At 56.3% G+C, this 25,238-nt stretch carries 25 protein-coding genes and 1 pseudogene; 21 read left to right on the top strand and 5 right to left on the bottom strand.

Annotation, left to right across the window (positions count from 1 at the left end):
• Positions 1 to 63 precede the first annotated feature (63 nt).
• The 15 genes and pseudogenes from EAO82_RS15185 (at position 64) to EAO82_RS15115 (ending at position 13,843) form a co-directional block, all read left to right on the top strand.
• Entirely contained in the window at positions 64 to 549 is a 486-nt protein-coding gene (locus tag EAO82_RS15185) for an HAD domain-containing protein (protein WP_096345068.1), read from the top strand.
• A 267-nt stretch (positions 550 to 816) separates the two neighbouring features.
• Entirely contained in the window at positions 817 to 1,152 is a 336-nt protein-coding gene (locus EAO82_RS15180; protein ID WP_096345067.1) for a hypothetical protein, read from the top strand.
• A 162-nt stretch (positions 1,153 to 1,314) separates the two neighbouring features.
• Entirely contained in the window at positions 1,315 to 2,859 is a 1,545-nt protein-coding gene (istA, locus tag EAO82_RS15175; protein ID WP_174958648.1) for an IS21 family transposase, read from the top strand.
• Between the two features lie 14 nt (positions 2,860 to 2,873).
• A complete protein-coding gene (istB, locus tag EAO82_RS15170) occupies positions 2,874 to 3,629 on the top strand; it encodes an IS21-like element helper ATPase IstB (protein ID WP_153274255.1) in 756 nt (251 codons plus the stop codon).
• Positions 3,630 to 3,693: 64 nt separating this feature from the next.
• Positions 3,694 to 5,373 carry a DEAD/DEAH box helicase family protein gene (locus EAO82_RS15165; RefSeq protein WP_143520254.1) on the top strand — a complete coding sequence of 560 codons (1,680 nt, stop codon included), beginning with the start codon at positions 3,694 to 3,696 and terminating at the stop codon, positions 5,371 to 5,373.
• A 92-nt stretch (positions 5,374 to 5,465) separates the two neighbouring features.
• The gene (locus tag EAO82_RS15160; protein WP_231703219.1) at positions 5,466 to 5,798 is read left to right on the top strand and encodes a DUF6957 family protein; all 333 of its coding nucleotides are present in this window, start codon (positions 5,466 to 5,468) and stop codon (positions 5,796 to 5,798) included.
• A 300-nt stretch (positions 5,799 to 6,098) separates the two neighbouring features.
• Positions 6,099 to 6,965 carry a tRNA 2-thiocytidine(32) synthetase TtcA gene (gene ttcA / locus EAO82_RS15155; protein WP_096344848.1) on the top strand — a complete coding sequence of 289 codons (867 nt, stop codon included), beginning with the start codon at positions 6,099 to 6,101 and terminating at the stop codon, positions 6,963 to 6,965.
• Positions 6,966 to 7,139: 174 nt separating this feature from the next.
• Positions 7,140 to 7,841: pseudogene (gene ttcA / locus EAO82_RS15150) on the top strand (tRNA 2-thiocytidine(32) synthetase TtcA); the annotation flags it as partial.
• 34 nt (positions 7,842 to 7,875) lie between these two features.
• Complete coding sequence (locus EAO82_RS15145) at positions 7,876 to 8,547, top strand: DNA-3-methyladenine glycosylase I (RefSeq protein ID WP_096344846.1); 672 nt, start codon at positions 7,876 to 7,878, stop codon at positions 8,545 to 8,547.
• 84 nt (positions 8,548 to 8,631) lie between these two features.
• Positions 8,632 to 9,210: a C40 family peptidase gene (locus tag EAO82_RS15140; RefSeq protein WP_096344845.1), complete on the top strand. Its 579-nt coding sequence runs from the start codon at positions 8,632 to 8,634 to the stop codon at positions 9,208 to 9,210.
• 186 nt (positions 9,211 to 9,396) lie between these two features.
• Entirely contained in the window at positions 9,397 to 10,230 is an 834-nt protein-coding gene (gene phnC, locus EAO82_RS15135; protein WP_096344844.1) for a phosphonate ABC transporter ATP-binding protein, read from the top strand.
• Complete coding sequence (gene phnD, locus EAO82_RS15130) at positions 10,227 to 11,087, top strand: phosphate/phosphite/phosphonate ABC transporter substrate-binding protein (protein WP_096344843.1); 861 nt, start codon at positions 10,227 to 10,229, stop codon at positions 11,085 to 11,087. The genes phnC and phnD overlap by 4 nt, the downstream gene beginning before the upstream one ends.
• 33 nt (positions 11,088 to 11,120) lie before the next feature.
• Entirely contained in the window at positions 11,121 to 11,927 is an 807-nt protein-coding gene (gene phnE / locus EAO82_RS15125; RefSeq protein ID WP_096344860.1) for a phosphonate ABC transporter, permease protein PhnE, read from the top strand.
• Between the two features lie 9 nt (positions 11,928 to 11,936).
• Complete coding sequence (locus EAO82_RS15120; RefSeq protein ID WP_096344842.1) at positions 11,937 to 12,947, top strand: phosphonate dehydrogenase; 1,011 nt, start codon at positions 11,937 to 11,939, stop codon at positions 12,945 to 12,947.
• Positions 12,941 to 13,843 carry a LysR family transcriptional regulator gene (locus EAO82_RS15115; RefSeq protein WP_096344841.1) on the top strand — a complete coding sequence of 301 codons (903 nt, stop codon included), beginning with the start codon at positions 12,941 to 12,943 and terminating at the stop codon, positions 13,841 to 13,843. The genes EAO82_RS15120 and EAO82_RS15115 overlap by 7 nt, the downstream gene beginning before the upstream one ends.
• Here EAO82_RS15115 and EAO82_RS15110 read toward each other — a convergent pair.
• Entirely contained in the window at positions 13,804 to 14,520 is a 717-nt protein-coding gene (locus EAO82_RS15110) for a CPBP family intramembrane glutamic endopeptidase (RefSeq protein WP_096344840.1), read from the bottom strand. The two genes, EAO82_RS15115 and EAO82_RS15110, sit on opposite strands and share 40 nt — an antisense overlap.
• Before the next feature lie 60 nt (positions 14,521 to 14,580).
• Positions 14,581 to 15,660, bottom strand: coding sequence for a hypothetical protein (locus tag EAO82_RS15105; RefSeq protein WP_096344839.1), 1,080 nt, complete (start codon positions 15,658 to 15,660; stop codon positions 14,581 to 14,583).
• 107 nt (positions 15,661 to 15,767) lie between these two features.
• Between EAO82_RS15105 and EAO82_RS15100 the strand changes: the two genes are divergently transcribed.
• Genes EAO82_RS15100 through EAO82_RS15085 form a run of 4 tightly spaced genes read left to right on the top strand, consistent with a single transcriptional unit; the run spans position 15,768 to position 18,394 of the window.
• A complete protein-coding gene (locus tag EAO82_RS15100) occupies positions 15,768 to 16,073 on the top strand; it encodes a PepSY domain-containing protein (RefSeq protein WP_096344838.1) in 306 nt (101 codons plus the stop codon).
• Positions 16,057 to 16,410, top strand: coding sequence for a PepSY domain-containing protein (locus EAO82_RS15095; RefSeq protein ID WP_096344837.1), 354 nt, complete (start codon positions 16,057 to 16,059; stop codon positions 16,408 to 16,410). The genes EAO82_RS15100 and EAO82_RS15095 overlap by 17 nt, the downstream gene beginning before the upstream one ends.
• The gene (locus tag EAO82_RS15090; protein WP_096344836.1) at positions 16,410 to 17,081 is read left to right on the top strand and encodes a response regulator transcription factor; all 672 of its coding nucleotides are present in this window, start codon (positions 16,410 to 16,412) and stop codon (positions 17,079 to 17,081) included. Before EAO82_RS15095 ends, EAO82_RS15090 begins: the two co-directional genes overlap by 1 nt.
• A complete protein-coding gene (locus EAO82_RS15085) occupies positions 17,078 to 18,394 on the top strand; it encodes an ATP-binding protein (protein ID WP_143520253.1) in 1,317 nt (438 codons plus the stop codon). Before EAO82_RS15090 ends, EAO82_RS15085 begins: the two co-directional genes overlap by 4 nt.
• A 16-nt stretch (positions 18,395 to 18,410) precedes the next feature.
• Here EAO82_RS15085 and EAO82_RS15080 read toward each other — a convergent pair whose 3' ends face one another.
• A complete protein-coding gene (locus tag EAO82_RS15080; RefSeq protein WP_096344834.1) occupies positions 18,411 to 19,574 on the bottom strand; it encodes an EAL domain-containing protein in 1,164 nt (387 codons plus the stop codon).
• A 393-nt stretch (positions 19,575 to 19,967) separates the two neighbouring features.
• On the opposite strand from EAO82_RS15080, the gene EAO82_RS15075 reads away from it, so the two are divergent.
• A complete protein-coding gene (locus EAO82_RS15075; RefSeq protein ID WP_096344833.1) occupies positions 19,968 to 21,176 on the top strand; it encodes an ammonium transporter in 1,209 nt (402 codons plus the stop codon).
• 426 nt (positions 21,177 to 21,602) lie between these two features.
• Here EAO82_RS15075 and EAO82_RS15070 read toward each other — a convergent pair whose 3' ends face one another.
• A complete protein-coding gene (locus EAO82_RS15070) occupies positions 21,603 to 22,838 on the bottom strand; it encodes an OprD family porin (protein ID WP_410402914.1) in 1,236 nt (411 codons plus the stop codon).
• A 279-nt stretch (positions 22,839 to 23,117) separates the two neighbouring features.
• A complete protein-coding gene (locus EAO82_RS15065; RefSeq protein ID WP_096344859.1) occupies positions 23,118 to 23,714 on the bottom strand; it encodes an NADPH-dependent FMN reductase in 597 nt (198 codons plus the stop codon).
• Positions 23,715 to 23,911: 197 nt separating this feature from the next.
• On the opposite strand from EAO82_RS15065, the gene EAO82_RS15060 reads away from it, so the two are divergent.
• Positions 23,912 to 25,231 carry a Na+/H+ antiporter family protein gene (locus tag EAO82_RS15060; RefSeq protein WP_096344831.1) on the top strand — a complete coding sequence of 440 codons (1,320 nt, stop codon included), beginning with the start codon at positions 23,912 to 23,914 and terminating at the stop codon, positions 25,229 to 25,231.
• Positions 25,232 to 25,238: the final 7 nt, after the last annotated feature.

Here is a 25,238-nt window from a genome sequence, read left to right as displayed (position 1 = left end):
ATTCGGACTTGCCCAGCTTAGAGTACTACTCAGAGGGTTTATTATCATGCACAGGTTATCCAGATGCTGTTATTTCTCGATTACGATGGTGTCTTACATCCCGACGCCGTCTATAGGCGAGTGGATGGTCAGATCGAGCTCCTGTCTGAGGGCGCTCTGTTTATGTGGGCACCGCTGCTTGAAGAACTGCTCCAACCCTTCCCTGAAGTAGGTATCGTACTGTCCACGAGCTGGGTTAGGAACCTAGGGTTTCAGCGAGCCAAAGGTATGTTATCAGCCGCGCTTGCAGCTAGGCTGGTGGGTGCCACGTGGCATTCTGCTATGAAGCGAAACAGCACAGACACTGTTCTTTGGGATCAACAAAGTCGTTATGAACAAATTGCCACCTATCTCAATCGCTTAGGCCGATTCGATAGCTGGCTTGCAATTGATGATGATGGATCCGGCTGGCCAGAGGACAGTCTGCATAGATTAGTTAAGACTGATGGCATGCTTGGAATTTCCGAGGCAAGGGTTCGGCAAGAGATTATTTCTACCTTAAGGCGTTAGGTTCATGACAGCCTAGTTAGCGGGACAAACACAGTGCGGCTGGCCAAGGCGTTGCTTTCGTCTACTCTTGATGGTGACCCAAGGATCTCCACAAGGTGTTATTCCAATGGGGAGTAGGCGTTTCGTCAGTACGCGGCATTTGGCTAAGGCATTTCACACATGCGCGATTATTCGACGACGCTATGCAAAGCCAATTGACATTCACCACTTAAAATCACGGTACTGTGGCAAGCGGGTAAACAAGCTGCCAAGGATGGTTAAGCCTTTATGAAAAAGCTAAGCTGGTTCATACCTCTCAGCGAAGCAACGGTAGATACTCTGGTTGGCGGAGCGCCTCCTGATTTACTAAGCCTGCCCAAGTGCGAGCTCGCTGCTATCCATTTCGTGCTTCAGCTTTCTAAACCCCTAACATCACCCGTACGGTCTGCTCTCGACATGGAGCGGAAGTTTTCAAATATCTTCAATATTTCCAGCGATCAGCTTAAGGCTGCTTTAGCTGAAGTCTACGATACAGGGGGCTTCATTAAAGGCCTTGTGCATATTCCGGCCCATCGTGACCGCCCATTCCGTTTGAACGTGACCGCCTGTTCCGGGCTAACGTGACCGCTCATTCCGTTTTATCGTGACCGATTTTGGGTGATATCCCGGAATCACCGGTCACGATGCCGGAATCGTCGGTCACGTTCCCCCGGAATCACTGCCAACACACTGGAATTCTTCAACTTAATCGCGCATACCGCTTCCTTTTTTCACGAGGAAGAGCGGATGCCGGCTGCGAGGATTTCCATGCGACAGATCATCGAGGTCTTGCGCCTCAAATACGAAGCCGGTCTCAGTCACGAGCGCATTGCTCGTGCCTGCGGACTCTCCAAGGGCGTGGTCGGCAAGTACGTCAGCCTGGCCCAGGTTCAGGGCGTTACCTGGCCACTGCCGAAGGACCTGGACAAGGTTCGGCTGTACGCGCTGCTGTTCCCGGCCAAGGCGCCACCGTCACGCTTTGCCGAGCCCGACTACTTCGAGGTTCATCAAGAGCTCAAGACCAAAGGCGTCACTCTGCAACTGCTCTGGGCCGAATACGTAGAACGCCACGGCGACAAGGCGTATCGCTACAGCCAGTACTGCCACCACTACCGGCTCTGGCGTGGCCGGCAGCGCCGCAGCATGCGACAGGTCCACCGGGCTGGCGAGAAGATCTTTATCGATTACTGCGGCCCTACTGTGCCGGTGGTGGACCGCTCTACCGGTGAGGTGCGCAAGGCCCAGGTCTTTGTGGCAGTGCTGGGCGCGTCCAGTTACACCTTCGCCGAGGCTACCTGGAGCCAGAGCCTTCCAGACTGGATCGCCTCCCACCAAAGGATGTTCAGGTTCTTTGGCGGGGTACCGGAACTGCTGGTTCCGGATAACCTCAAGGCGGCGGTGACCAAGGCGGACCGCTACAGTCCGACGATCAACGAGACCTATGCTGAGCTGGCCTGCCATTACCAGACGGCGGTATTGCCAGCACGGCCCTACAAGCCCAAGGATAAGGCGAAGGCCGAGACGTCGGTGCTGTTGGTCGAGCGCTGGATCCTGGCCCGTTTACGGCATCAGATGTTCTTCTCCCTGGCCGAACTCAATGCCGCCATTGCAGCGTTGCTACCAGCCCTGAACCAGCGCCTGTTCCAGGGTCGAACCGAGAGCCGTCAGAGCCTGTTCGACGCACTTGATCGACCGGCACTGCGGCCTCTGCCAGTAGCGCCCTATACCTACGCCGAATGGCGCAAGGCCAGGCCAGGCATCGACTACCACATCGAGGTCGACAAACGCCTGTACAGCGTACCTCACGCCTTGGTGGGGCTGGTTCTGGACGTACGGTTAACGGATACCGCCCTGGAGGTCATGCACAAGGGCCAGCGGGTGGCATTACATCCCCGCCACGGGAAGAGCCGCTTCGTAACCCTGACCGAACACATGCCCAAGGCGCATCAGGCCCACAAGGACTGGTCGCCGCAGCGCTTCCTCAACTGGGCCAAGGACATCGGCCCCGGCACGCTGGAGGTGGTGCAGAGCCAGCTCAAGGACCGCCCTCATCCAGAGCATGGCTACCGCGCTTGTTTGGGATTGCTGAGTCTCAGTCGGCGCTACAGCCGTGAACGCCTTGAACAAGCCTGTGCCCGGGCGCTGTCGATCAACTCGGCCAGCTACCAGAGCATCACCTCGATCCTGAAACAGGGGCTGGACCAGTTCCCGCTGCCTCTGGCCGACGATGAGCGTGACCTGACCGACCTGCCGGCGCACACCAACGTTCGCGGCCCGCATTACTACCACTGATCCCGGAGAGACCTATGCTGACTCACAACACACTCAACACCCTGCGCCACCTCAAGCTAACGGGCATGTGCGACGCCTTGGAACAGCAGCGGGCGCAGCCCGCAACCCATGACCTGGCGTTCGAGGAGCGCCTGGCCCTGCTGGTAGACCGGGAAGTGCTGCACCGGGAGAACCGTCGGCTGGACCGGCTACTGAAGGCTGCTCGCTTGCGCGTGCAGGCCTGCATCGAAGACATCGACTATCGCCACCCGCGAGGGCTGGAACGTTCCCGTATGGCAGGCCTGGCCAGCTGTGACTGGATCGGTCAATCGCTGAATCTGTGTATCACCGGTCCCACCGGCTGTGGCAAGACATGGCTGGCTTGCGCCCTGGGCAACCAGGCCTGCCGCCAAGGGCTATCCGTCCGCTACTTGCGGGTGCCACGGCTGTTCGAGCAAGTGCGGATCGCCCACGGCGATGGCAGCTACGCCCGCCTGATGACGCAGCTGTTGAAAACCGATCTGCTGATTCTAGATGACTGGGGCATGCAGAAGGTCAATGCCCAGCAACGACAGGATCTGATGGAGGTGATCGAGGACCGTCATGGACGTGGTTCAACGCTCATTGCCAGTCAGCTACCCACCGAACACTGGCACGAGTACATCGGCTCCGCCACGCTCGCCGACGCCATCCTGGACCGGCTCCTGCACGGCGCCCACCGGCTCAATCTGAAGGGGGAATCACTGAGAAAGGCTAACGCTCAAAACGCGGTATCGATTGACCCATCGTGACCGCTCAGAGTACAAAACCCGTTCCAGCGTGAAGGCCGTGTGCAAATCGGTCACGATCACCGGAATGACCGGTCACGTTCGCCGGAATACGCACCTTGCACAGTTGTCTGAATTAGGAATAGGTATTGTCGATAACGAGAGCATCTCAAGGCATTCCTTTGTAAGGTCAGATGGATGTTGGAATTTTGATTTTGCTGAGCTTTACCGGAGAAAAAATTCGGCTTTGAATCACCAACTTGTACGACCTAGTGGCGTCACCACCAAATTAAGCGACCATCAGATTCGATTGATCAACAACATTCAGGCAAATCAAGAGGACTCCATAGAAGCTCAAGCTTACGCAGGCACGGGAAAGACGTTCGTTTTAGACGAAATCATGGCAAGAATGCCAGATCGAAAATTCATTTTTTTGGCAGACGTTGAACCCAAGCTCAGAGCGATTCGTGATCGCTTTCCTAAAGAACGTCTAAAGACTTCAACTTTTAAAAGATTAGCTGAGTCTCTGCTATCAAATGGAAGCAGAGCTCTACAAATTAGAATGGTAGAGGCATCTAGGTTAACACTATCTTATTCAGGTCTAGCTGAGCGAGCCTCTCTTAGTGGTATAGGCAGTCAGAGTGCGACTCAGGTAGCAGCAATATGCTGGGCAGCTATCTTCAAGTTTTGCATGTCAAAAGATCCTCAGATCACCCTGGATCATATTCCATTATTACCTGCTCAAGGGTATAGCAACTATGAAAAACAAATCTTGATAGCTGCGGCTACCACTCTATGGGTAAAGCTCTCACATTGGGACTTAGAAGCCCCTCTTCTACCAATCCGAGGCTACCATAGAATAAAACAAGCTTCATTGGCTCAGCTCTACATTCCTGAGAGCATTGACACGATACTGATCGACGAGGCTCATGACCTTACTGCGCCGATGGTTGAAATACTCGATAGATCTCCTCAAACGGTAATATCCCTCGGTGACCAGCTCCAAAATCTTGAAGGTAGTTATATTCCTCATAATGCACTAGTACGACATCGGGATATGAGTATTTCCCTCCGGGCAGGCCAGCCTTTAGTTCATCATATCAATCAAATCATAGAGCTTTTTCCTGCCGCGCCGTCAGACCCCTTCGTCGCGGATAAAGAGAAGGAGATGATTGTTGCAGAGTATCCGGCTAACTCTTTTCCACCTGAGCATACCGTGATACTTGTAGCAGATGATTGGGGGCTTTTTGATTGGCTTATACGCAGCCGTCACATGAATCAGAGTGTGGCCGTTGTAGACTGGGATTCGAGTTTTGAGCGGTTTTTAGAAAGCTGCCTTAATTTGTATTTACGCGATGAAAAACCAATATCGGGTCCGATTACACACTATAAAACGTGGGGTCAGCTTCGTGATCAGATGATGTGGAATGACGCTTTCGTCCGGGTTGAGCAATGGCTGGGGACGGTTGGTGCCAGATATGGTGTTTCAGGCCTTTATAAGTGTGCCCACATTGGCGAGCTTTCAAACAAAAGACTTGCACGATCATTAATCGCAACAGTTTTTACTGTCAAAAACTTTGAGTTCTCACGATTAACGATTTCTGAAGATCTGTACTATGCACCTGATTTAAGAGGTAAAAAGTTGATGTCTAAAAAGTTGGCATTGCTGTACACAGCAATGACGAGAGCTTCTGGTAAGCTATACATTCCTGAGAGTCATCGTGAGTGGACTTCATATATCAGACGCGAGTCAAGTTTTCTGAAATAACCTTTGCATAAGTTGGGGGGGTGAGCATGAGAGGTCTTGAAGAAATGTCACAACTTTTGTATGGCCCCGGCGTGGCCATGCCGGGGTCAAGCATGACCAAAGAAGATGCTCTTTTGTATATGCGAGAGCGACAAGATCTTAGACCGTACTGCATTGTACGCGACTGGATATGGGTTGATCTGGACTTAAATCAACAGCAGCTAAATGTCTTAGAGTCAACTGGTAAGCAGCCAGCTATAATATATGCGCACACTGTCCTGTTTGACTCCGAAAAACGCCTCGATATTGGTGATTTTGTGCGCACTTCGCCACTTGTTGCTTTCGAGGATGGGTACCTGTTTGCGACTGCAAACACAACTTATGTATTGCTGGGAAATGGTGTGCGTAAGCTTGCGAAGGTAGAAATGGTAGGACGTATTTTTTGAGGGCGAGTTGCAAGTGTGGCCGCAGAGGAAGAGGCATCATTGAGTCAGCCATTTTGAGCCAGCTCGGCTAGTTGCGTTTGCTAGCCCCTAGGCTTTCCTTCGACACTCACGGCTCAGCACAGCCCAAAATAGAGGGCATCCCTCTTGTTTCAGGTTTAACCTCACGCTTACTCGTTTTGGGTTCGCTTCCGTCCGAGAGAAGTGTAAAATTACACTGAAACTGATTGGCGGTTGATAGGGGTTTTATTATTTTTTGAAGAACCTCAGGCTAAATTTGTGACGAGACAAGGCGCATATCTAATGAGAGAAAAAGAGCAGCACAATGCAAACAAGCTCCTAAAGAGGCTTCGTGGCAATGTTGGAAAGGCTGTAGCTGATTTTTCGATGATTGAGGCGGGAGACAAAATATTAGCTGCGGTCAGCGGGGGGAAAGACTCATATTTTATGTTAGATTGCCTCCTGCATTTAAAGAGAGTAGCGCCGTTTAATTTCGATGTTGTTGCTGTCAACCTTGATCAGAAACAGCCAGGTTTCCCTGAGCGTATCCTGCCGGAATATTTTGAAAACAATGGAATTGACTACTTCATTATTGATAAGGACACATACTCGATAGTTAAGGAAAAAGTGCCGGAAGGTAAAACTACGTGTGCGCTTTGCTCGCGCCTTAGAAGAGGTTCGCTGTATGGTTTTGCAGAAGAAATTGGCGCTACGAAGTTAGCTCTGGGGCACCATATGGATGACATGGTTGAGACACTTTTCTTGAATATGCTGTTCAACGGGAAAATGAAGGCGATGCCTCCAAAATTGTTAAGCGATGACAAAAGAAATATTGTCATACGGCCCTTGGCGTATTGTCGTGAGAGAGATATTGCGAAATTGGCTGAGCTGAATAATTACCCAATAATCCCTTGCAATCTGTGCGGCTCCCAAGAAAATCTCCAGCGTCAGAATATAAAGCAAATGCTGCTTGATTGGGAAAAACGCCAACCAGGCTGCATTGAGAGTATTTTTAATAGCACGCAAAATATCAGTCCCAGCCAATTAGCAGATCGAGCTCTCTTCGACTTCCATAGCCTCGCTTTAAACAGGGAGGATGAGGTTAACCGTACTCAAGACATGCGTGTAGAGATATCTTCGACTAGTTTTATTGAGGCAATCAATCTCTGATATTGAGTGAAGTCGGAGGTTCAAATGCGAGTGCATCTTCATGTTTATACCCGGTTCGCGCATCAAGGATTTTATATTCTTTACAAAAAATTCCAATTGTGTAAAGGTATTTATGTCCAATAGTCCGTGTTATGAGCATCGCGGGGCTTTCTTTGATATGTTTATGGCCTATAAGGCAAAGACAGCTACACCTTGCTGGATATGCTGCTGCACCTGCAAAAGGTTGCGCCCATCCGCTTTGATCTGGTCGCGGTGAATCTCGACCAGAAGCAGCCTGGCTTTCCTGAGGAGGTATTGCCAGCGTACCTGCAGGCATTGGGAGTGGAATACCACATCCTTGAGCGCGACACCTACTCGGTGGTGATGGAAAAAGTGCCGGAGGGTAAAACCACCTGCTCACTGTGCTCGCGCTTGCGCCGCGGCAACCTGTACACCTATGCCGATGAAATAGGCGCGAATCGGTTGGCGCTCGGGCACCATCGTGACGACATAGTCGAAACCTTCTTTCTCAACATGTTCTACGGTGGCAGTCTCAAGGCCATGCCGCCCAAGCTGCGTTCCGATGATGGTCGCAATGTGGTGATCAGACCGCTGGCTTACTGTAATGAGAAGGACATAACCGCGTACGCCGAGCTACAGGCATTCCCGATTATCCCGTGCAACCTGTGCGGTTCGCAGGAAAATCTGCAGCGCAAGGTGATCAAGGAGATGCTGCAGGGCTGGGAGCGCGAAAATCCAGGGCGGGTGGAGAGCATCTTTCGCTCGTTGCGGCACATTCATCCGTCGCAACTGGCTGATACCCAGCTGTTCGATTTCGCCAATCTTCGTGTTGATGAAGCAGCGACGCCACGCATGGTCAAATTGATGAATCTGTGACGCTACAAAGCTGTTTTTTGCCTGGGGGGCCTAAATGCGTGACTATCGCTGGTTGCACGAGTTCTGTCTGAACCGTTTTGGCTCTGCCGCTGCGTTGGAGGCGCGGTTGCCGACGCCGCGCAGCCCCGAGACACTGCGCCAGATAGCCGACGACCGCTATCTCTCCACGCTGGCTCTGGGGGTATTCCGCGCGGGCTTGAAGCACAGTCTGGTGGACGCCAAGTGGCCGGCTTTCGAACAAGCCTTTTTCGGTTTCGATCTCGATAAGGTCGTGTTGATGGGCGGGGAGCATATCGAACGCCTGATGCAGGACGCGCGTTTGATCCGGCACCTGGGCAAGCTTCGCAGCGTACCGCGCAATGCGCAGATGCTGATGGATATACGTACGGAACACGGCAGCGTCGGCAACCTGATTGCAGATTGGCCGGTGACGGATATCACCGGGCTCTGGCGTTTGCTCAGCAAGCAAGGCAATCAGTTGGGAGGGCTATCTGCACCGCGGTTTTTACGCATGGTCGGCAAAGATACTTTTGTCGCTACCGACGATGTAGCCGCAGCGCTGAAGGCTCAGAACATTGTTGATAAAAAGCCGACCAGCCAACGGGATCTGGCCGCTACTCAGGCGTTTTTCAATGAATTGCACGCGCAAAGTGGCCGACCTATGTGCCAGTTATCTGTCATGTTAGCCAGCACCGTCAATAATTAAGTGGGTCGAATTTTGGGAAATAAGTTGACTATCTGGGACTTGAACGGCATGGTTCAACCATTGTCACACTTGCCGGTAGTCCCTATGCGCGTAAAAGCTCTCGCTGTTCTGGTCATGCTTGCCTTGGTGGCAGGGTGTTCCAGCGCGCCCAAGCCACGTGTCGCGGCCACCTCGACGCCCGCTTGGAATACCTCTACTGACTCCTCCTCGACCTCGTCCAGGTCAACCAAATCACCCAGATCAACCTCGAACTACGCTCCTCTGGTGCGCACTTTGCCGCCAATCAATCAGGATGTTGTGTTCCACGCCATCAGCCTGGTGGGCACGCCCTACCAATACGGCGGCAGCACGCCGGAGACCGGCTTTGATTGCAGTGGCTTGATCAACTATGTCTACCGCCAGGCTGTGGGTATGGCGCTGCCGCGCACTACTGCCGGCCTGAATGCCCTCTCTGCGGAAAACCCGGCTGTGGGTGCTCTGGAGCCGGGTGATCTGGTGCTGTTCGCGATGAACGGTGGCAACCGCGTTAACCATGCCGGTATCTATGTCGGCGATGGGCGTTTCCTGCACGCCCCCAGCAGTGGCGGCAAAGTCCGGATGGACAGTCTGCAGGCCAACTTCTGGCAGCGCACTTACACCGGCGCCCGCCGGGTACTCGAGTAATCCCGCTGCGTTTTTACCCCTCGTTTATTTGATGCTCAAGATCGGATTGCGCTTGTAGTTCTATTCAGGCGTGGCCGAGCTGTCGTTGAAATGTCATTGCCCCGTCACCGTCGTGTCATGAAATCACCCTAGCGTTGCATTGTGAGTTGCAATACAGCGGCTCGCATTATTGCAAAAGGTGATCATATGCCGCCGAACCTATCTCAACCGGCGATGCTGACGGTAGACAAGCTGGGAGTAATCTATCCCGGTGGCGTGGAGGCATTGCGCTCTACTTCCGTGAGCTTTCAGCGTGGCGAATTCACTGTGTTGCTGGGCCTTTCTGGCGCCGGTAAATCCACTTTGCTGCGTACGCTCAACCATCTGGTAACCCCCACTAGCGGGCAGGTCGTGTCCAGCGAATTCGGCCAGCTAACCGACGCCGCCAATCTGCGTCAACATCGCCGCAAAACGGCCATGGTCTTTCAACACCATCAGTTGATTCTGCGGCACAGCGCGCTGGACAACGTGCTGACCGGACGCCTGGGGTACCACGGCACCTGGCGCAGCTTCTTTCCGCTGCCCCGTGCAGATCTGCAACTGGCAATGCATTGCCTGGAACGTGTCGGCCTTGCCGACAAGGCGCTGATGCGTATCGACCAACTATCGGGTGGGCAGCAGCAGCGGGTGGGTATTGCCCGGGCCCTGGCACAGCAGCCAAGCATGATCCTCGCTGATGAGCCGGTAGCCAGCCTGGACCCGGCGACATCGGAAAAGGTTCTGTCGCTGCTCAAGCGGATCTGCGCCGAGGACGGCATCACTGCGGTGGTGTCCTTGCACCAGCTGGAATATGCGCAACGCTTTGCCGACCGGATCATCGGGCTGGCAAACGCTCACATCGTTTTTGACGCCACTCCTTCGCAGCTCAACGATAACCAGTTGGCGCGTATCTATGATGGCCATCGCCGGCCCCGGCCGGCTGAGACTGCCGCCTCTGCATTACCTTCCAATGCTGTTACTGAACTGGAGATCGCACCATGAATCTTTTTCGCACTGTTGTTCTTGCTGCAGGTTTGACCTTTGGCGCGGCCCAGGCCGCGATGGCTGCTGATGCCAATCCCGATACCCTGAAAGTGGCGTTGCTGCCGGATGAAAATGCTTCCGAGCTGATCAAGCGTAATGAGCCGCTGAAGAATTATCTGGAAGACAAGCTGGACAAGAAAGTACAGCTGATCGTGACCACCGATTACTCGTCAATGATCGAGGCCATGCGTTTCGGTCGTATTGACCTGGCCTATTTCGGGCCGCTGTCCTACGTGTTGGCGAAGAGCAAAAGCGAGATCGAGCCTTTCGCAGCGATGGTGATCGACGGCAAACCGACATACCGCTCGGTGATCATTGCCAACGTCGAATCCGGGGTTGAATCCTATGCCGACCTGAAAAACCACAAGATGGCTTACGGTGACCGGGCCTCGACCTCCAGCCACCTGATTCCCAAAACCGTACTGCTGGATGCCGGGCTGACAGCAGATAAGGACTACGAGCAGCATTTTGTCGGCACGCATGATGCGGTCGCCGTCAATGTGGCGAATGGGAATGCGGACGCGGGCGGGCTTTCCGAGGTGATCTTCAAGCACGTTTCCGAGAGCGGTCTGATTGATGCCAGCAAGGTCAGAGTGCTCGGTTACAGCGGCGAGTTTCCGCAGTACCCCTGGGCCATGCGTTCGAACCTGGATGCCGAGCTCAAGGAGCGTATCGCTGATGCCTTTATCAGCCTTGAAGACAAGGAAGTGTTGGGCAACTTCAAAGCAGAGGCCTTCGCACCCATTGAAGATGCTGACTACGACGTTATCCGCGAGATGGGCAAGCTCCTGAATCTTGATTTTGCCACCATGTAAGGGGTACCGATGAACATGCACTCCAGCGAAGCAATGCCCCAACCGCTCTCTGAGCATGAACAGACACTTGATCGCTACAGCCAGGGTTGGAAGCGGCGCCTGCTGCAGCTGCTGGTACTGCTCGGCATCATACTGACTGCCGCCTGGTATGTCGGCTTGTTGAACGCAGGCACACTCGCCGAGGGTGTACCGGCGATCATGACACTGGCGGGGGAGTCCTTCCCCCCCGACTTTGGCAACGCAGCCGACTGGTTTCTGCCACTGGTGGATACCCTGGCGATGAGTATCGCTGGTACGGCCGTGGCAGTGCTGTTTTCGCTGCCTCTGGCGTTTCTGGCGGCACGCAATACGTCGCCTCACCCAGTGGTGTTCCAGCTTGCACGCGTACTGCTGAATGCATTGCGTTCGGTGCCAGAGCTGATCATGGGCATCATCTTTGTGGCCGCCGTGGGTTTTGGCGCGTTGCCGGGCGTACTGGCGTTGGGTCTGCACTCGATAGGCATGGTCGGCAAGTTTTTTGCTGAAGCGATTGAGCATGTGGATGAAGCCCCGGTAGAGGCGGCCAGGGCGGCGGGCGCCTCGCCATTGCAGGTGCTCTATCACGCGGTGCTGCCCCAGGTGATGCCGCAGTTCGCGGACGTATCCATCTACCGCTGGGAATACAACTTCCGCGCGTCCACGGTGATGGGCATGGTTGGCGCAGGCGGGATCGGCTTCGAGCTCATGGGCTCGCTGCGCATCATGCAGTACCAGGAAGTGTTCGCCATTCTGTTGGTCATCCTGTTGATGGTCACCCTGGTTGACGCCCTCAGTGGCCGCCTGCGTAAAGCATTCAAATAAGAGAATTTTATGAAACCACGTGTAGTCATTACGCATCGGGTACATCAGGAAGTGCTCGACATGCTGGCGCCGCATTGCCAATTAATCACCAACCAAAGCGATGACACGCTGCCGCCCGAGGAAGTTCTACATCGGGTCCGCGATGCCCAGGCGATGATGGCGTTCATGCCGGACCGTGTCGGGGCTGATTTTCTTGACGCCTGCCCACATCTGCAGGTGATAGGCGCGGCGCTCAAGGGTTTCGATAACTTCGATACACAGGCCTGTAGCGAACGTGGTGTGTGGCTGACCTTTGTGCCGGACCTGCTGACAGTGCCGACGGCAGAATTGACAGTGGGACTGACGATCGGCTTGCTACGTCAGGTCAGGGCCGCTGACGCGTATGTGCGCACGGGGCAGTTCCAGGGCTGGCGGCCGCAGTTCTACGGGCTGGGTATCGAAGGTACGCGTCTGGGCATCATCGGTATGGGCGCGATTGGCCAAGCCCTGGCTCAGCGCTTCAAGGGCTGGGGTGCGCAGATTTGCTACAGTGAGGTACAGCCGCTGGATAAGGCGCAAGAGACGGCGCTGGAGATGCAACACTGCGCGTTGGATACGCTGCTCGAGGAGTCCGACGTGGTGATCCTGGCATTGGCATTGACGCCCAGAACGTTGCACACGCTGAACGCCGCGCGACTCGCGCAGATGAAACCTGGGGCCTTTCTGATCAATCCCTGCAGGGGCTCGGTAGTTGATGAGAAAGCCGTATTGAGCTCGCTGCAAAACGAACACCTGGCGGGCTATGCAGCCGATGTATTCGAAATGGAAGACTGGGCTCTGGAAGGGCGGCCGCGCTGCATTGATCCGGACCTGCTGGCCCACCCCAATACCCTGTTCAGTGCCCATATTGGATCAGCCGTCAGCCGCGTGAGGCTGGCGATAGAGCGTCGCGCCGCGGATAACATTTTGCAGGTGCTGCTGGGCGAGGAGCCGCAGGACGCGGCTAATCGGCCGGTCAATCCCCGGGCGGTTGTATGTTGAACCTCACCTGGATCAATACCTTGGTTACCTTGTTTCAGCAGGGCAGTTTCAAGGCCGCTGCTGACAGCCTGGGGTTGGCCCAGCCTACGGTGACCCAGCATATCCAGAAGCTTGAGGAGCAACTGGGTATCGCCCTGGTGCAGCGCGGCCGCAGTGGCTGCCACCCCACTGCGGGGGCCCAGCGGTTGATGCCTTTTGCCCTGAGCATGCTGAGCCTGAACCAGCGTGCACTGGCAGCGGTGCATGGCGAGCAGTGGCGGGTCGGTGCCAGCTCCAATATCGGCATCTATCTGCTGCAACCGCACGTACGGTCGTTTTTGGCCGAGCAAGGCGATGCCGCACTCGACCTGGTGATCGACAACAATCCGACTATTGCGCAGAAGCTGAGCCAGGCTGAGATCGATATGGCGGTAATGGAGTGGTGGCAGCCGCTCGATGGCTTCGAGTCCCGGCCGTGGCGCAATGAGCCTGTGGTGGTGATTGTGCCGCCGGATCATCCGTTCGCCTGCCTGGCAGAGATTACGCCGGAACATCTCGCCGGTATGGCACTGATAGGCGGAGAATCCGGTACGGGTACCGGGCGGCTGCTGGCTGAGTTCTTCGCACGCGCTGATCAGCTTCCCAGCGTGTCCATGCAATTGGGCAGCACCGAAGCGGTCAAGCAGGCGGTACGTGCAGGGCTGGGTATTTCGCTGGTGCTTGCGTCTACTGTAACGCAAGAGGTGGAGAGGGGTGCGCTCTGTGCTATTCCTCTGGCGGGGGCTGGCTTGAACAAGGAGCTGATGCTGGTTTGGCGCACGACCGCCGGAGCCCAGGTGCCGCATTTTATCCAACATTTACTTGCCAGCCCGGCGCCTCATTCCAGCGCTACCAGTAGCAGCGTCAGGCCGTTGTAGAGCGCGTGGGCAGCAATGCACAGGATCAACTGGTCGTATTTCCAGCGCAGCCAGCCGAGCAGGGCGCCGAGCAAGGCAATCACCAACACGCCCCCGGGGCTGTAGAAACTGTGCATTAAGGCAAAGATCAGCGTGGTCACTGGCAATGCCAGCCAAATGCCCGGGCGGGTGCGTTGCAGCGACTTGAATAACCAGCCGCGAAAGACCACTTCTTCGGCGATCGGTACCCAGAGGATGGCGATCAGTAGCCCGGCTATCAGGCGCGGCCAGGGTAGATCGAGCAACGGTGTAATGGCTTGGGGCCGACTGGGTGCTTCGGGCTCCAACGCGATGGGTAGGCGGATATCCAGCCAGCTGGCGAGCGGATCTGCGCCCAGCACCATGGCAACAGCAAACAGGCTGGCTAGCAGCAAACCGGGCAACGAGAGGCCGGCGCCCCAGAGCCAGGGCATCGGCTGGCGCGGTGAAAGTAACCAGGCAATAATCAGGCTGCCCAGAATGACTAACCCGGCAAACAGCGCATCCAGCAGCAGGAATTGCGTATCGATATGCCAACGGATGCCGCTCAATTGCATCAACAGGGCTGCGGCATGATGGCTGAACAGGGCGAGCAGGGCGTAGGCGATGGCCAGCCGCGCCAGGATCAGCGCATCGTCCAAGGCATGCCTGCTATCCATGGGCAGCGCCAGTTGGCGCCTCACGCGGCCAATCGACCAGGTGATTGCAGGTCCCTACTGTTACAGCGGCTTGATGCGTTCATGCATTTTTCCTGAGTCAGCCAATTCGAGAAATTCATCGCCGAGCCGCTGGCTCTCGGCCATGGCGGTGCGCCAGTAACGCTGGCGGCCAGCGTCATCGCCGAGAAAACGATTGAAGTCGCGCCTATCCGGCAACTTGCCGAAGGGTAATTTGGCGAGATAGTCGCGCGAGGGCGACATCAACAACACGTTTTTCAACTGCTCGAGATTACCCCGACGCCAGGGCAGGCTCTTGTCGAACCAGCCAGGGACAACGCGATCAAGAAAGTGCGGGTAAAGCACCACGCCGGGGGCCTGGTAAGGCAGGTCGAGGTGATAGTCGAGCAGACCGCCATCCCGATAGACGCCAAGGCGAGCGCCGGGAATATCGCGTACCCCCTGCATAACCCAGGGGATGGCGCCGGAGGCCATCAACGCAGAGCGCAGGTTGCCGGTGTTTAAACTGATGTGCTCACTGGGAAAGTCGACCAGGTCCGCCAACGGCGGACGCTGACGCGGATCATGCAGGATCACCCGTTCGAAATAGCGCTTCAGATGTCGGCGGCCCAGCAGGTTGGCGCCAATCACCCCGCCCAGCCCCAAACCCAGCCGCGAGCGCGTATCGTGTTGCAGCAGGCCCAGGCTTTTCACCACCATGATGTTCAGATGGTACTGGGGGTTGTGCAGAATGCTGTGCGCATCCCCACCCAGCAGGTCGTCGAGCATGGCTCCGCAGCGCTGGCTGATCTGCGCCATACTGATGCCCTTGGGAAACTGCATGCTGGTGTACAGCTCGCCGAGCCGACGAAGACCCTCTACCGGATCGGGCAAGCAGGCGCTGGCAAACCGCCAACTGCCAATCGATGCGCCAATCAGGCTGCGCGGTTGTGGCGTGCGCGGCAGCCAGTCACCGAACAGGGCCAGATCCAGACCCTGAATGCCCAGCGCCTTGGGGCCGCCGGCAGCACCGGGGATCATGTGCACGTCAGCCGGCTGCAGCCCTTGCTCACGGATATGCACTAGTGCCTGATGGCCGGCGCGTAGTTCCAGTGCCGGGGATGAAATATGTATTGCGGTCATGCGGTATCCTTGTTGCAGCCTGTTTTTCCAGGACCGACCGTTTTTAAGTTTGGCTTCAGCTTGGGCTACTAGTATGCAAGCGTACTCAAACAACGGAGATCTATAGTATGAAAAATCTTATCGCAATGTCCTGTGCTGCTGTTCTGACTCTGGGTAGTGCTGCTGTGTTGGCCGATGACGTACGCATTGATGAAGCTCAAAAGCTGATCACTGACGGTACTATTCAGTCCTTTGACAAATTGAACGAAAAAGCCCTGGCCACTCAGGCCGGTACCATTACTGATACCGAGCTGGAGCAGGAATACGGCCGTTATATCTACAAAGTCGAAATCCGCGATGCACAAGGTGCAGAGTGGGATATTGATATGGATGCTACCAATGCTGAAATTCTCAAGAATGAAAAAGACAGCTAATCGTTCCCGCAGTAACCAGAAAGCCGCCTTGCGCGGCTTTTTCTGTTGGGCGCTGTTAAGTTTGTCGCTGGGCTGGGCCACAGTCAGTTACGCAGGGCGGGATATCGATCAGGATGAAGCGCTGTATCTGGTCGAGCAGGGCGTGGTCAAACCCCTGCAGGAATTTCTCGACGATGCGCTCGAACGCTTCCCCGGGCGCTTTCTGGAGGCGGAACTGGAGTGGGACGATGGGCGCTATGTCTATGAGTTGGAAATCGTCACCAACGCGCACCGAGTCCTGGAGCTGGAATACGATGCGGTGACGGGCAAGCTGTTGGATATCGATGAGGAAGATTGATGCGGTTGTTACTGGTGGAGGACACCGTCGAGCTGGCGGACAGTCTGTGTGCTGTGCTCAAGGATGCTGGTTACGCGGTGGACTGGCGTGCCGACGGCCGCGATGCGCTGATTCTGGGTGAACAGGAGCCTTATGATCTGTGCATTCTGGATCTGGGTTTGCCGGGGATGGATGGGCTGGAGATTCTGACGCGTTGGCGCGCCGCCGGAGTCGCCTTGCCAGTGCTGATACTGACCGCCCGCAGCAATTGGAGCGAGCGAGTCGAGGGCTTGCGCGCCGGCGCGGATGATTATCTGATCAAACCCTTCCACTCCGAGGAGCTGCTGCTGCGGGTGCAGGCATTGCTGCGGCGCAGCCACGGGCGTCAACCGCAAGCGCTATTGCAGGCGGGCGGTCTGGCGCTGGATGAAAGCAAGCAGCAGGTGTCTGGAGCAGGGTTGGACGCTGTGCAACTGTCTGCTACCGAATTCAAGCTGCTGCGCTATTTCATGCTGCACACTGGCCAGTTGTTGTCGAAAACGCGGTTGTCCGAGCATCTGTATGAATATGAAAGCGAACGCGATTCCAACGTGATCGAAGTACAGATCAATCACCTGCGTCACAAGGTCGGTCGCGACAGTATCCAGACCCGGCGTGGGCAAGGTTACATATTTTGCGGGCGCGCGCAGTGAGAAGCATTGGCCGGCAACTGGGCCTGGGGTTGATTGCGATCATGCTGGCCACCGTCATGCTGGTGGGGCAGGGTAGTGTCTGGCTGTTCGATCAGGCCCTGCGCGGCTACCTGACTACGGTGCTGCAGCGGGAAACCGATAGCCTGCTGACCGCCCTGCGTTCCGGTCCCGACGGGCTGTATCTGGATGTGCAACGGATTGATCCGGATTATCAGCGGCTGTATTCAGGGCGCTATTTTGTCATCGACGCCGGCGAGCGCTGGCGCTCGCGCTCACTCTGGGACACCCGCCTGCCGCTGGACGCCGAAGGCCTGCACAACACTCTGGTAGCTGGCCCGGATGATCAACAGCTGTTGGTCTGGTCCGGGCGCTACGAGCTGCCAGAAGAGGCGGTGCGGATCAGCGTCGCCATCGATTACCTGCCATTGCTCAAAGCCTTTGATCGGACTCGCTGGCTGATCTGGGGGCTGGGCGGCGTAGCCATTCTGATCAGCCTGCTGGTCCAGCAATTGCTACTCAGGCGCGCGCTGCTGCCGTTGCGCCGCGCGCGGGGGGAGTTAGCCGAGTGGCATGTTGGCAAGCGCCTGCAGCTCAGTGAAGAAGTGCCTGAGGAGCTGCAGCCTCTGGTCGCCGAGATCAATCATCTGGGTCGCCAGGTGGAGCAGATCATCAAACGATCGCGTAGTGGCCAGGCAGACCTTGGCCATGCACTGAAAACGCCGTTGGCGGTCCTGGAAACGCTGGTAGGCGAATGCTCCGGACGCCTGCCAGAGGACAAGGTGCAAGCGCTGAAAACTCAATTGGTGTCGATGCGCGGGCAGATGGAGCGCGCCTTGCAGCGCGCCAGACTGGCGCCGGAAAGCCAGGCCGGACGACGTTTCAACGCCGCTGAGGATCTACCCTGGCTGTTGGAGTCACTGGAGCGTATTCATGGTGACAAGGTACGCATGCAAACCTTGATTCATCCCCAGGCGGCTGCGGACTGGCCGTTTGAACGCGAAGATATGCTCGAGCTACTAGGCAACTTGCTGGATAACGCCTGCAAGTGGGCGGGGGCAACAGTGCAGTTCGAATGCGCACTGAACCACAAGGAGCTGATCTTGCATGTCCGTGATGACGGTCCCGGCGTGCCGGAAGAAGAACACGCGCGGATCCTGCGTCGGGGTCAGCGGCTTGACCAAACCGTCAACGGCCAAGGTCTGGGTTTGGCTATTGTCGGTGATCTGGTCGAGGTTTACCGCGGGCAGGTGACCTTGGCAGAGGCCGCCCTGGGCGGCCTCGAGGTGACAGTGGTGCTGCCCTGGCAGAACTGATCCGTGGTCAGGTTGATCAGATCAATGCTGTATCGATGTCGACCAGCAGCAGATGTCGACTGTTGTCGATGAACAGCCCTGAGGTGATGCAGTACTGGTTGGTTGTGGCGTCCCTATAGCGGTTGGACAGGATCACCCGGCTGTCTTGCCCGGCTTCGGCGAGGATCTGATAGAAGTAGGGGCGCCAGGACCAGTTGTGATCCAGGTAGCGGGGGTCAGCCTGCCAGCTATTATTGGTCCACTCATAGTTGGGCGAAATCTGCGTGCCATGGGCATCGCAGAGAAAACAGCGGAGTAGCCAGGGGTAGGCTTTGGGCGAGGGCAGGTCGGTCGGTTTGCCGCCCTTGGCCAGCCATTGTCTTAAATCACCGAAGAGTACCGAGAGCGAGTTGCGCAGTTCCATCAGTTTCGCGCGCTCTGCCAGCTTGCCTGCCGCGTAGTCATCACGCATGCGTGAGAATTCTGCTTGTACCGCATCGGGCGGGAGAAAGTTCTCCGCGGGGCGAGCAAACAGGTAGCCCTGCACATAACGCGCGCCACATTCCAGAGCAAAGTGCAGCTCCTGTTCGGTTTCCACCCCTTCAGCAATAATCCAGCAGCCACTCTTTTCCGCCATCAAAGCCAGAGCCTTGACGAAATCGCCGCTATTGCCGTTGCCGCTGGCGGCCTGACGGAATAGCTGTATATCCAGTTTGAGAATATCCGGCTCCAGGGCCAACACGCGATCCAGCATGGAATAACCAGCGCCAAAGTCGTCTATCGCAATGCGGATGCCTGCTTCTCGATAGCGACGTACGGCGTCCGTGAGCTCCTGAAGGTCCCCTTGCAGCTCAGTGATTTCAAAGACCACCTGTTCCGGCGGCAGGCCTATTTCTTCCAGGAGTTGCAGGCTGGGCAAGGGCTTGCCCGGTTCAAGCCGGCTGACCCATAGCGGCGAGATATTGATGCTGATAAAGCCATCGGGGTTGTCCCTGAAGGCTTCCAGAGCCATGCGCCGGATCGTTCTGTCGAGTTCCAGCAGATCGTCAGGGTCTACACCGGGGTCGGTGAACAGCGGGCCGGCGCTGACAATCTGGCCCTGTTCGTCGCGAAGCCTGGCAAGGGCTTCGTAGCCAGCAATGCGACCGGTGGCGGTATCGATCAGCGGTTGAAAAAACGGCAGTGGTTGACCATTGAACACAACTTACTCCAATTGAGAGGGACAGCGGCTGGGCGGTGCATGCAAGATTATAGCCAAGGGAAATGAACGCGGTGGCATTACCGGGTTTAGACGGCCGCCTGCCTTTAGTTGAAATCTATCCTGTCTGTTATTGGTGCGTTGAAATCATCTTGGTATGGCGTTTGCACTCTTGTGGTGAGTTATTGCAGATGGTGCGCACGATTATGGTGCCAATCCATTCAGCCAGTAACCTACACCCTTAATAAATGTCTGAAAAACATAGAAAAAATTCACCGGACAGAATTTATGCGTAATTCCTATTGGTGTCGCGCTGGTGTGATGCGCACCATTTAGACGCTGAAACAGGTATTCATGCATTTATCTGGTGCGTTTTTCATATAAAAGAGGCTCGCTATGGAAAACCTGCACAGCGCTGTGGAAACACTAATGCATGGCGCCAACACCATGTTCATTTTGATGGGCGCGATTATGGTTCTGGCCATGCACGCCGGCTTTGCGTTTCTTGAGGTAGGCACTGTACGGCAAAAGAACCAGGTTAACGCGCTATCGAAAATCATCAGTGATTTTGCCATCTCTGGCTTGGCGTACTTTTTCATCGGCTACTGGATAGCTTACGGCGTGACCTTTTTTCAGGGGGCCGAGGCGCTGACCGACCAGAACGGTTATTCGCTGGTTAAATTCTTCTTCCTGATGACCTTTGCTGCAGCCATCCCGGCGATCATCTCTGGCGGCATTGCCGAGCGCGCACGCTTCGCGCCCCAACTGGTGGCGTCGCTGTTGATAGTCGGCTTTATCTATCCTTTTTTCGAAGGCCTGGTATGGAACGGCAACATGGGCTTTCAAGGCTGGCTGGAAGCACGCTTTGGCGCGCCCTTCCATGACTTTGCCGGCTCGGTTGTAGTGCATGCGGTCGGCGGCTGGTTGGCGCTGGGCGCGGTGCTGATGCTGGGTGCACGGCGCGGGCGCTACCGCGACGGGCATGTGGTGGCTATGCCGCCATCGAATATTCCGTTTCTGGCACTGGGAGCCTGGATCCTGACCATCGGCTGGTTCGGCTTTAACGTGATGTCGGCGCAAACCATCGATGGCATCAGTGGTCTGGTGGCCGTCAATTCGCTGATGGCGATGGTTGGCGGGACGTTAGCCGCGCTGCTGGTCGGCCGCTTCGACCCCGGCTTTTTGCACAACGGCCCGCTGGCAGGGTTGGTGGCGGTATGCGCCGGCTCGGACATCATGCACCCGATCGGTGCGTTGGCCACGGGTGCAATTGCCGGCGGGCTATTTGTCTGGACCTTCATCCTTACCCAGAACAAGTTGAAAATCGATGACGTGCTCGGTGTATGGCCCCTGCACGGACTGTGTGGCGTCTGGGGTGGTGTAGCGGCAGGTATCTTCGGCGCTCAGGCGCTGGGCGGTTTGGGTGGTGTCAGTCTGGTTTCCCAGGTGGTCGGGTCGCTGGCTGGTGCCATTTTTGCGCTGGCAGGCGGTGTTTTGGTTTACGGCGTGATCAAGGCTACCGCGGGTATTCGTCTGAACGAAGAAGACGAGTTCATGGGTGCGGATTTGGCCATTCACAAGATTGGGTCTGTGTCTGATGACTAATTGGGTCTTTTTCTAAGCGTAGGTTGTGTCCAGTCCCGTGCAGGGGCGCCGCTGGCTGTTAGCCTGTGCGCGACACGCTACAAGCCATCCTTGGGGCTCGGCGGCGCACATCCCTGTGCGCCGACGGTACGCGCACAGGCTAACAGCCAGCAACGCCCGAGAGCATTGAGTAGTCTGAACCATAAAAGCGGGTTTTCTTGTCGCACGCTCGGTGTCTGATTGGCGGTCTTGACCTGGCCCCGTCCAGGACCGTCAGAGCACAGGGATGTGCGATGACGAGCCCCAGGGACGGCTTGGAGCGTGTCCTGGACGGGGCCAGGTCAAGATCGCCACAGCACTCAATCCCAAGCCACAGCATGTCCCCAAACTCCGAAATCATAAAAAAGCCCAAGCATTTGCTCGGGCTTTTTTGCAATACAAAGACGATTACATCAAAGGAATGGTGTAGTTGACGATCAGACGGTTTTCATCCAGATCACCCGTAGCTGCGTTAGAGCGCACCATCGCATTACGCCATTGCAGCGCTACGTTCTTCAGCGGGCCGGACTGAATGGTGTAGGTGAAGTCGATATCCCGTTCCCATTCCTTGCCTTCTCCGCCGCCAACAGCAGTAAAGTTGTCGCCGCTAACGTAGCGGATCAGACCCTTCAAGCCGGGGATGCCGTATTGCGCAAAGTCCAGATCGTAGCGTGCCTGCCAGGATTTTTCGTCTGAGCGAGCAAAGTCCAGAATCTGAATATAGTTGGCGATATAGGGGTTGTTTTCGGCAAGGTAGGGGAACGCGGTGTCACCGTCGCTGTGCTGGTAGCCGAGGCGGAACACGTGTGGGCCCGTTCCGGCTGAGAGCATAATCGACTTCATCTGGTGATCGATATCGAGCGGCTGATTGCCGTTGTCGGACGTATCAAAGTACGCCAGATTGGCACCCAACGCCCAGTCACCCAGACTGACCGTCTGAATCAGGTTAACCAAGTTCTGCTCGTACACATCGTCCAGTTCGCCACGCCACAAACCGAGGGTCGAGCCGATTTCAGTAAACTTGTAGGTACCCCCCAGGTAGTTGAAACGATCAGAAGTACCGCCCACAGTCGCGCCGATGTCCTGACGATCCGTACTGGCGCGGTAGTTGACCTGGCGCAGCTGGCCGGCCTGAACATCCAGGTTTTCGATCTCACCCATGCTCAGGGCGCCGCCGGTATAAGTCTGTGGCAACAGACGGATGTCGCTGGCCTGGGCTATCGGAATGGTCGGGAACAAATTACCGACCTTGAGGACGGTGTTGGAGGCCTTGGCTTTTACCGTGCCGGTAATGTGGCTGTAACCATCCGGGCCTTCGTTGCCAAAAGCGCTGGGCAGCAAGCCGGTACCGGCAGTGTCGTCCTCGGAGTGGAGCTTAAGCCCCGCAGCGCCATAAACATCCAGGCCAAAACCGACAACGCCCTGCGAGTAGCCTGATTCAGCTCGCAAGATAAAGCCTTGAGCCCATTCTTCAGCTTTGGACGCAGCGCCGGGAGGAGTGGAGCGGAAATCGCGATTGAAATAGAAGTTGCGCAGTTGCAGCGACGCTTTGGTGTCTTCGATAAAACCAGCCGCGTTGGCGGTGGTGGCTAGGGGAGCTGCCAGAGTAAGGGCCACAGCAGCTGCCAGGGCGTTGGTCTTCACATGCTTCATTATTGTTCTCCTGGTGTGATCAAGTGCAGGCCGGTGCTCGCCGGGCGCGGAAACAAATAAAGCACTTAAGCAGGAGATGCTCTCTAAGACATTCGTCGAACTGTCATAATTCGGCCCAGACCGACCCTCGAGAGGCTGATCGACCTCGCGGCGAAACAGTTGTTTTTGACAGCTCGATGCCGCTGACAGCGACGTCAATCGTGACGGCCAGCGGCTATTAGACTTTAGCAGGGTGCCGCACTTTCAGTCATAAAAGCGCGGTGGGTGGGCTCACATGCCGTTGGCAAAATCCGGATTGCTCATGTCGATTTCACTGCGCAAAGGTTTGAGCGCCTGAGCATAGCGCAGCAGGATATCCAGGTTGTAATCCATTCGGGCGCGAATACGGCGGTCATCCTCAGCGACCGGTTCAGGCATGTTCAGCACGTTCTCCACGTTGCGCACGATCAGGTGCTCGGGGATGTAACAAAGCCGGCAATTCTTGTAGCTGGAGGCACGCAGTTCGCTGATCGGATAGGCGCCGCCAACGCCTGAGGAAATGCCGCCCAACATCGCCGGCTTGTGCGCCAGCTGCGCCTTGGTTGCATACAGGAAGAAGTTCTTGATGGCCGGACAGGCCATGCCGTGCCATTCGGGAGCAAGAATCACTAGCGCATCGGCCTTGGCCAGTTGCTTTTCAAACATGCTCCAAGGGCCAGTATCTTCTGCAGGCCACAGCGGTAACGGATAGTTGCCCAGGTCGATTACCGATACGTGTTCGGCATCCAGTTGATGCTGACTGATCAGCGCCTGGCGCATAAAACGCGCTACTTTGGCGGTCTGGCTGTTGCTGCGACTGCTGCCGGCGACGATGGCGACATTGAGCATGGGGCGTCCTCTGAAATGGATGATGCGCGACATGCTAGCGCTGCTGGCGGCAGGGCAATAGCGCAAAAAAGTGATCGAAACTATCGAAGGAGTCTGACGAGCAATTTTGCCCCGGGCTTTTTGACAGTTCTCGCAGCTTACGGCAGAGTACGCGCCCTTCGGCAATTGCCTTCCTTCCTTGATATGAGAACTGGACAATGAACGCTGTGATAGCCGCTGTAGCGGTGATGCTGGCCCTGAGTCTGTGCCGCGTGCATGTAGTAGTCGCGTTGATCATCGGCGCGGTAGTCGGTGGCCTGATGGGTGGCCTGGGCCTTGAAGCCACGTTAGAGGCCTTTCAGGGCGGCCTGGGCAAGGGCGCCAATGTGGCGCTGAGCTACGCCCTGCTGGGTGCCTTCGCGGTGGCGATTGCCAAGTCCGGCCTGGCCCATGCGCTGGCGGACAAGGCCCTGATTCTGGTCAACCGCCAGGAATCGGGCGGGCAGGGCATGTTGCGTGGGCTGTTGCTCATGGTGTTGCTGGCGGTGGCGATCTCTTCGCAGAACATTCTGCCGATCCATATCGCCTTCATCCCGCTGCTGGTGCCGCCCTTGCTGTTCGTCATGGCGCGCCTCAAATTGGATCGCCGTCTGGTGGCTTGTGTACTGACCTTCGGCCTGATAACGCCCTATATGTTTCTACCGGTCGGCTTTGGCGGGATCTTTCTGAATGACATCCTGCTGGCGAACGTGGCCGAGAGTGGCAGTGAGATCGAAGGTGTGAACGTGATGCAGGCCATGGCCTTGCCGGCACTGGGGATGCTGCTGGGTTTGGGCGTAGCGGTGTTTATCAGCTACCGCCGGCCACGTGAGTACGATGTGACACCAATAGAGACGGTCGAGCGCCTGGAAAAGGGCTACAACCCGCGCTCGCTTTTGGTCGCGCTAGTGGCGGTGGTCGCCGCCTTTGCGGTGCAGCTGTGGCTGGACTCGATGATCATTGGTGCGCTGGCCGGTTTTGTGATTTTTTCCATCTCCGGTGTGGTGCGCTGGCGTGAAGCCGATGACGTCTTTACCGAAGGCATGAAGATGATGGCGATGATCGGTTTCATCATGATCGCCGCGGCGGGCTTCGCCGAGGTCATGCGTGCTACCGGGTCCATTCAGACGTTGGTGGACAGCTCGGCGGGCATCATCGGTGATAACCGCGCACTGGCTGCATTGCTCATGCTGCTGGTGGGTCTGCTGATCACCATGGGCATTGGATCGTCGTTCTCGACCATCCCGATCATCGCGGCGATTTATGTTCCGTTGGCCATGCAGCTGGGTTTCAGTCCATTGGCCATCGTCGCGCTGGTGGGCACTGCGGCCGCACTGGGCGATGCCGGCTCGCCCGCGTCAGACTCAACTCTGGGCCCGACTGCGGGTTTGAACGTAGACGGTCAGCACAACCATATCTGGGACACGGTGGTGCCAACCTTCCTGCACTACAACCTGCCATTGATTGCCTTTGGCTGGTTAGCGGTGATGGTGCTCTAAAGGCCGC

This window comes from Halopseudomonas pelagia, assembly GCF_009497895.1.
Lineage (GTDB): Bacteria > Pseudomonadota > Gammaproteobacteria > Pseudomonadales > Pseudomonadaceae > Halopseudomonas > Halopseudomonas pelagia_A.
The sequence above is the reverse complement of the archived record's forward strand: the minus strand, read 5'-3'. Positions and strand labels throughout refer to the sequence as shown.

Bases quoted from the DNA above. Each gene is read 5' to 3' on its own strand.
- EAO82_RS15105 (WP_096344839.1), bottom strand. From the start codon at position 15,660: ATGACCGCAATACATATTTCATCCCCGGCACTGGAACTACGCGCCGGC.
- EAO82_RS15180 (WP_096345067.1), top strand. From the start codon at position 817: ATGAAAAAGCTAAGCTGGTTCATACCTCTCAGCGAAGCAACGGTAGAT.
- EAO82_RS15160 (WP_231703219.1), top strand. From the start codon at position 5,466: ATGACCAAAGAAGATGCTCTTTTGTATATGCGAGAGCGACAAGATCTT.
- EAO82_RS15100 (WP_096344838.1), top strand. From the start codon at position 15,768: ATGAAAAATCTTATCGCAATGTCCTGTGCTGCTGTTCTGACTCTGGGT.
- EAO82_RS15165 (WP_143520254.1), top strand. From the start codon at position 3,694: ATGACCGGTCACGTTCGCCGGAATACGCACCTTGCACAGTTGTCTGAA.
- EAO82_RS15115 (WP_096344841.1), top strand. From the start codon at position 12,941: ATGTTGAACCTCACCTGGATCAATACCTTGGTTACCTTGTTTCAGCAG.
- EAO82_RS15120 (WP_096344842.1), top strand. From the start codon at position 11,937: ATGAAACCACGTGTAGTCATTACGCATCGGGTACATCAGGAAGTGCTC.
- EAO82_RS15145 (WP_096344846.1), top strand. From the start codon at position 7,876: ATGCGTGACTATCGCTGGTTGCACGAGTTCTGTCTGAACCGTTTTGGC.
- ttcA (WP_096344848.1), top strand. From the start codon at position 6,099: ATGAGAGAAAAAGAGCAGCACAATGCAAACAAGCTCCTAAAGAGGCTT.
- phnD (WP_096344843.1), top strand. From the start codon at position 10,227: ATGAATCTTTTTCGCACTGTTGTTCTTGCTGCAGGTTTGACCTTTGGC.
- EAO82_RS15060 (WP_096344831.1), top strand. From the start codon at position 23,912: ATGAACGCTGTGATAGCCGCTGTAGCGGTGATGCTGGCCCTGAGTCTG.
- istB (WP_153274255.1), top strand. From the start codon at position 2,874: ATGCTGACTCACAACACACTCAACACCCTGCGCCACCTCAAGCTAACG.
- phnC (WP_096344844.1), top strand. From the start codon at position 9,397: ATGCCGCCGAACCTATCTCAACCGGCGATGCTGACGGTAGACAAGCTG.
- EAO82_RS15090 (WP_096344836.1), top strand. From the start codon at position 16,410: ATGCGGTTGTTACTGGTGGAGGACACCGTCGAGCTGGCGGACAGTCTG.
- EAO82_RS15075 (WP_096344833.1), top strand. From the start codon at position 19,968: ATGGAAAACCTGCACAGCGCTGTGGAAACACTAATGCATGGCGCCAAC.
- istA (WP_174958648.1), top strand. From the start codon at position 1,315: ATGCCGGCTGCGAGGATTTCCATGCGACAGATCATCGAGGTCTTGCGC.
- EAO82_RS15110 (WP_096344840.1), bottom strand. From the start codon at position 14,520: ATGGATAGCAGGCATGCCTTGGACGATGCGCTGATCCTGGCGCGGCTG.
- EAO82_RS15065 (WP_096344859.1), bottom strand. From the start codon at position 23,714: ATGCTCAATGTCGCCATCGTCGCCGGCAGCAGTCGCAGCAACAGCCAG.
- phnE (WP_096344860.1), top strand. From the start codon at position 11,121: ATGCCCCAACCGCTCTCTGAGCATGAACAGACACTTGATCGCTACAGC.
- EAO82_RS15140 (WP_096344845.1), top strand. From the start codon at position 8,632: ATGCGCGTAAAAGCTCTCGCTGTTCTGGTCATGCTTGCCTTGGTGGCA.
- EAO82_RS15095 (WP_096344837.1), top strand. From the start codon at position 16,057: ATGAAAAAGACAGCTAATCGTTCCCGCAGTAACCAGAAAGCCGCCTTG.
- EAO82_RS15185 (WP_096345068.1), top strand. From the start codon at position 64: ATGCTGTTATTTCTCGATTACGATGGTGTCTTACATCCCGACGCCGTC.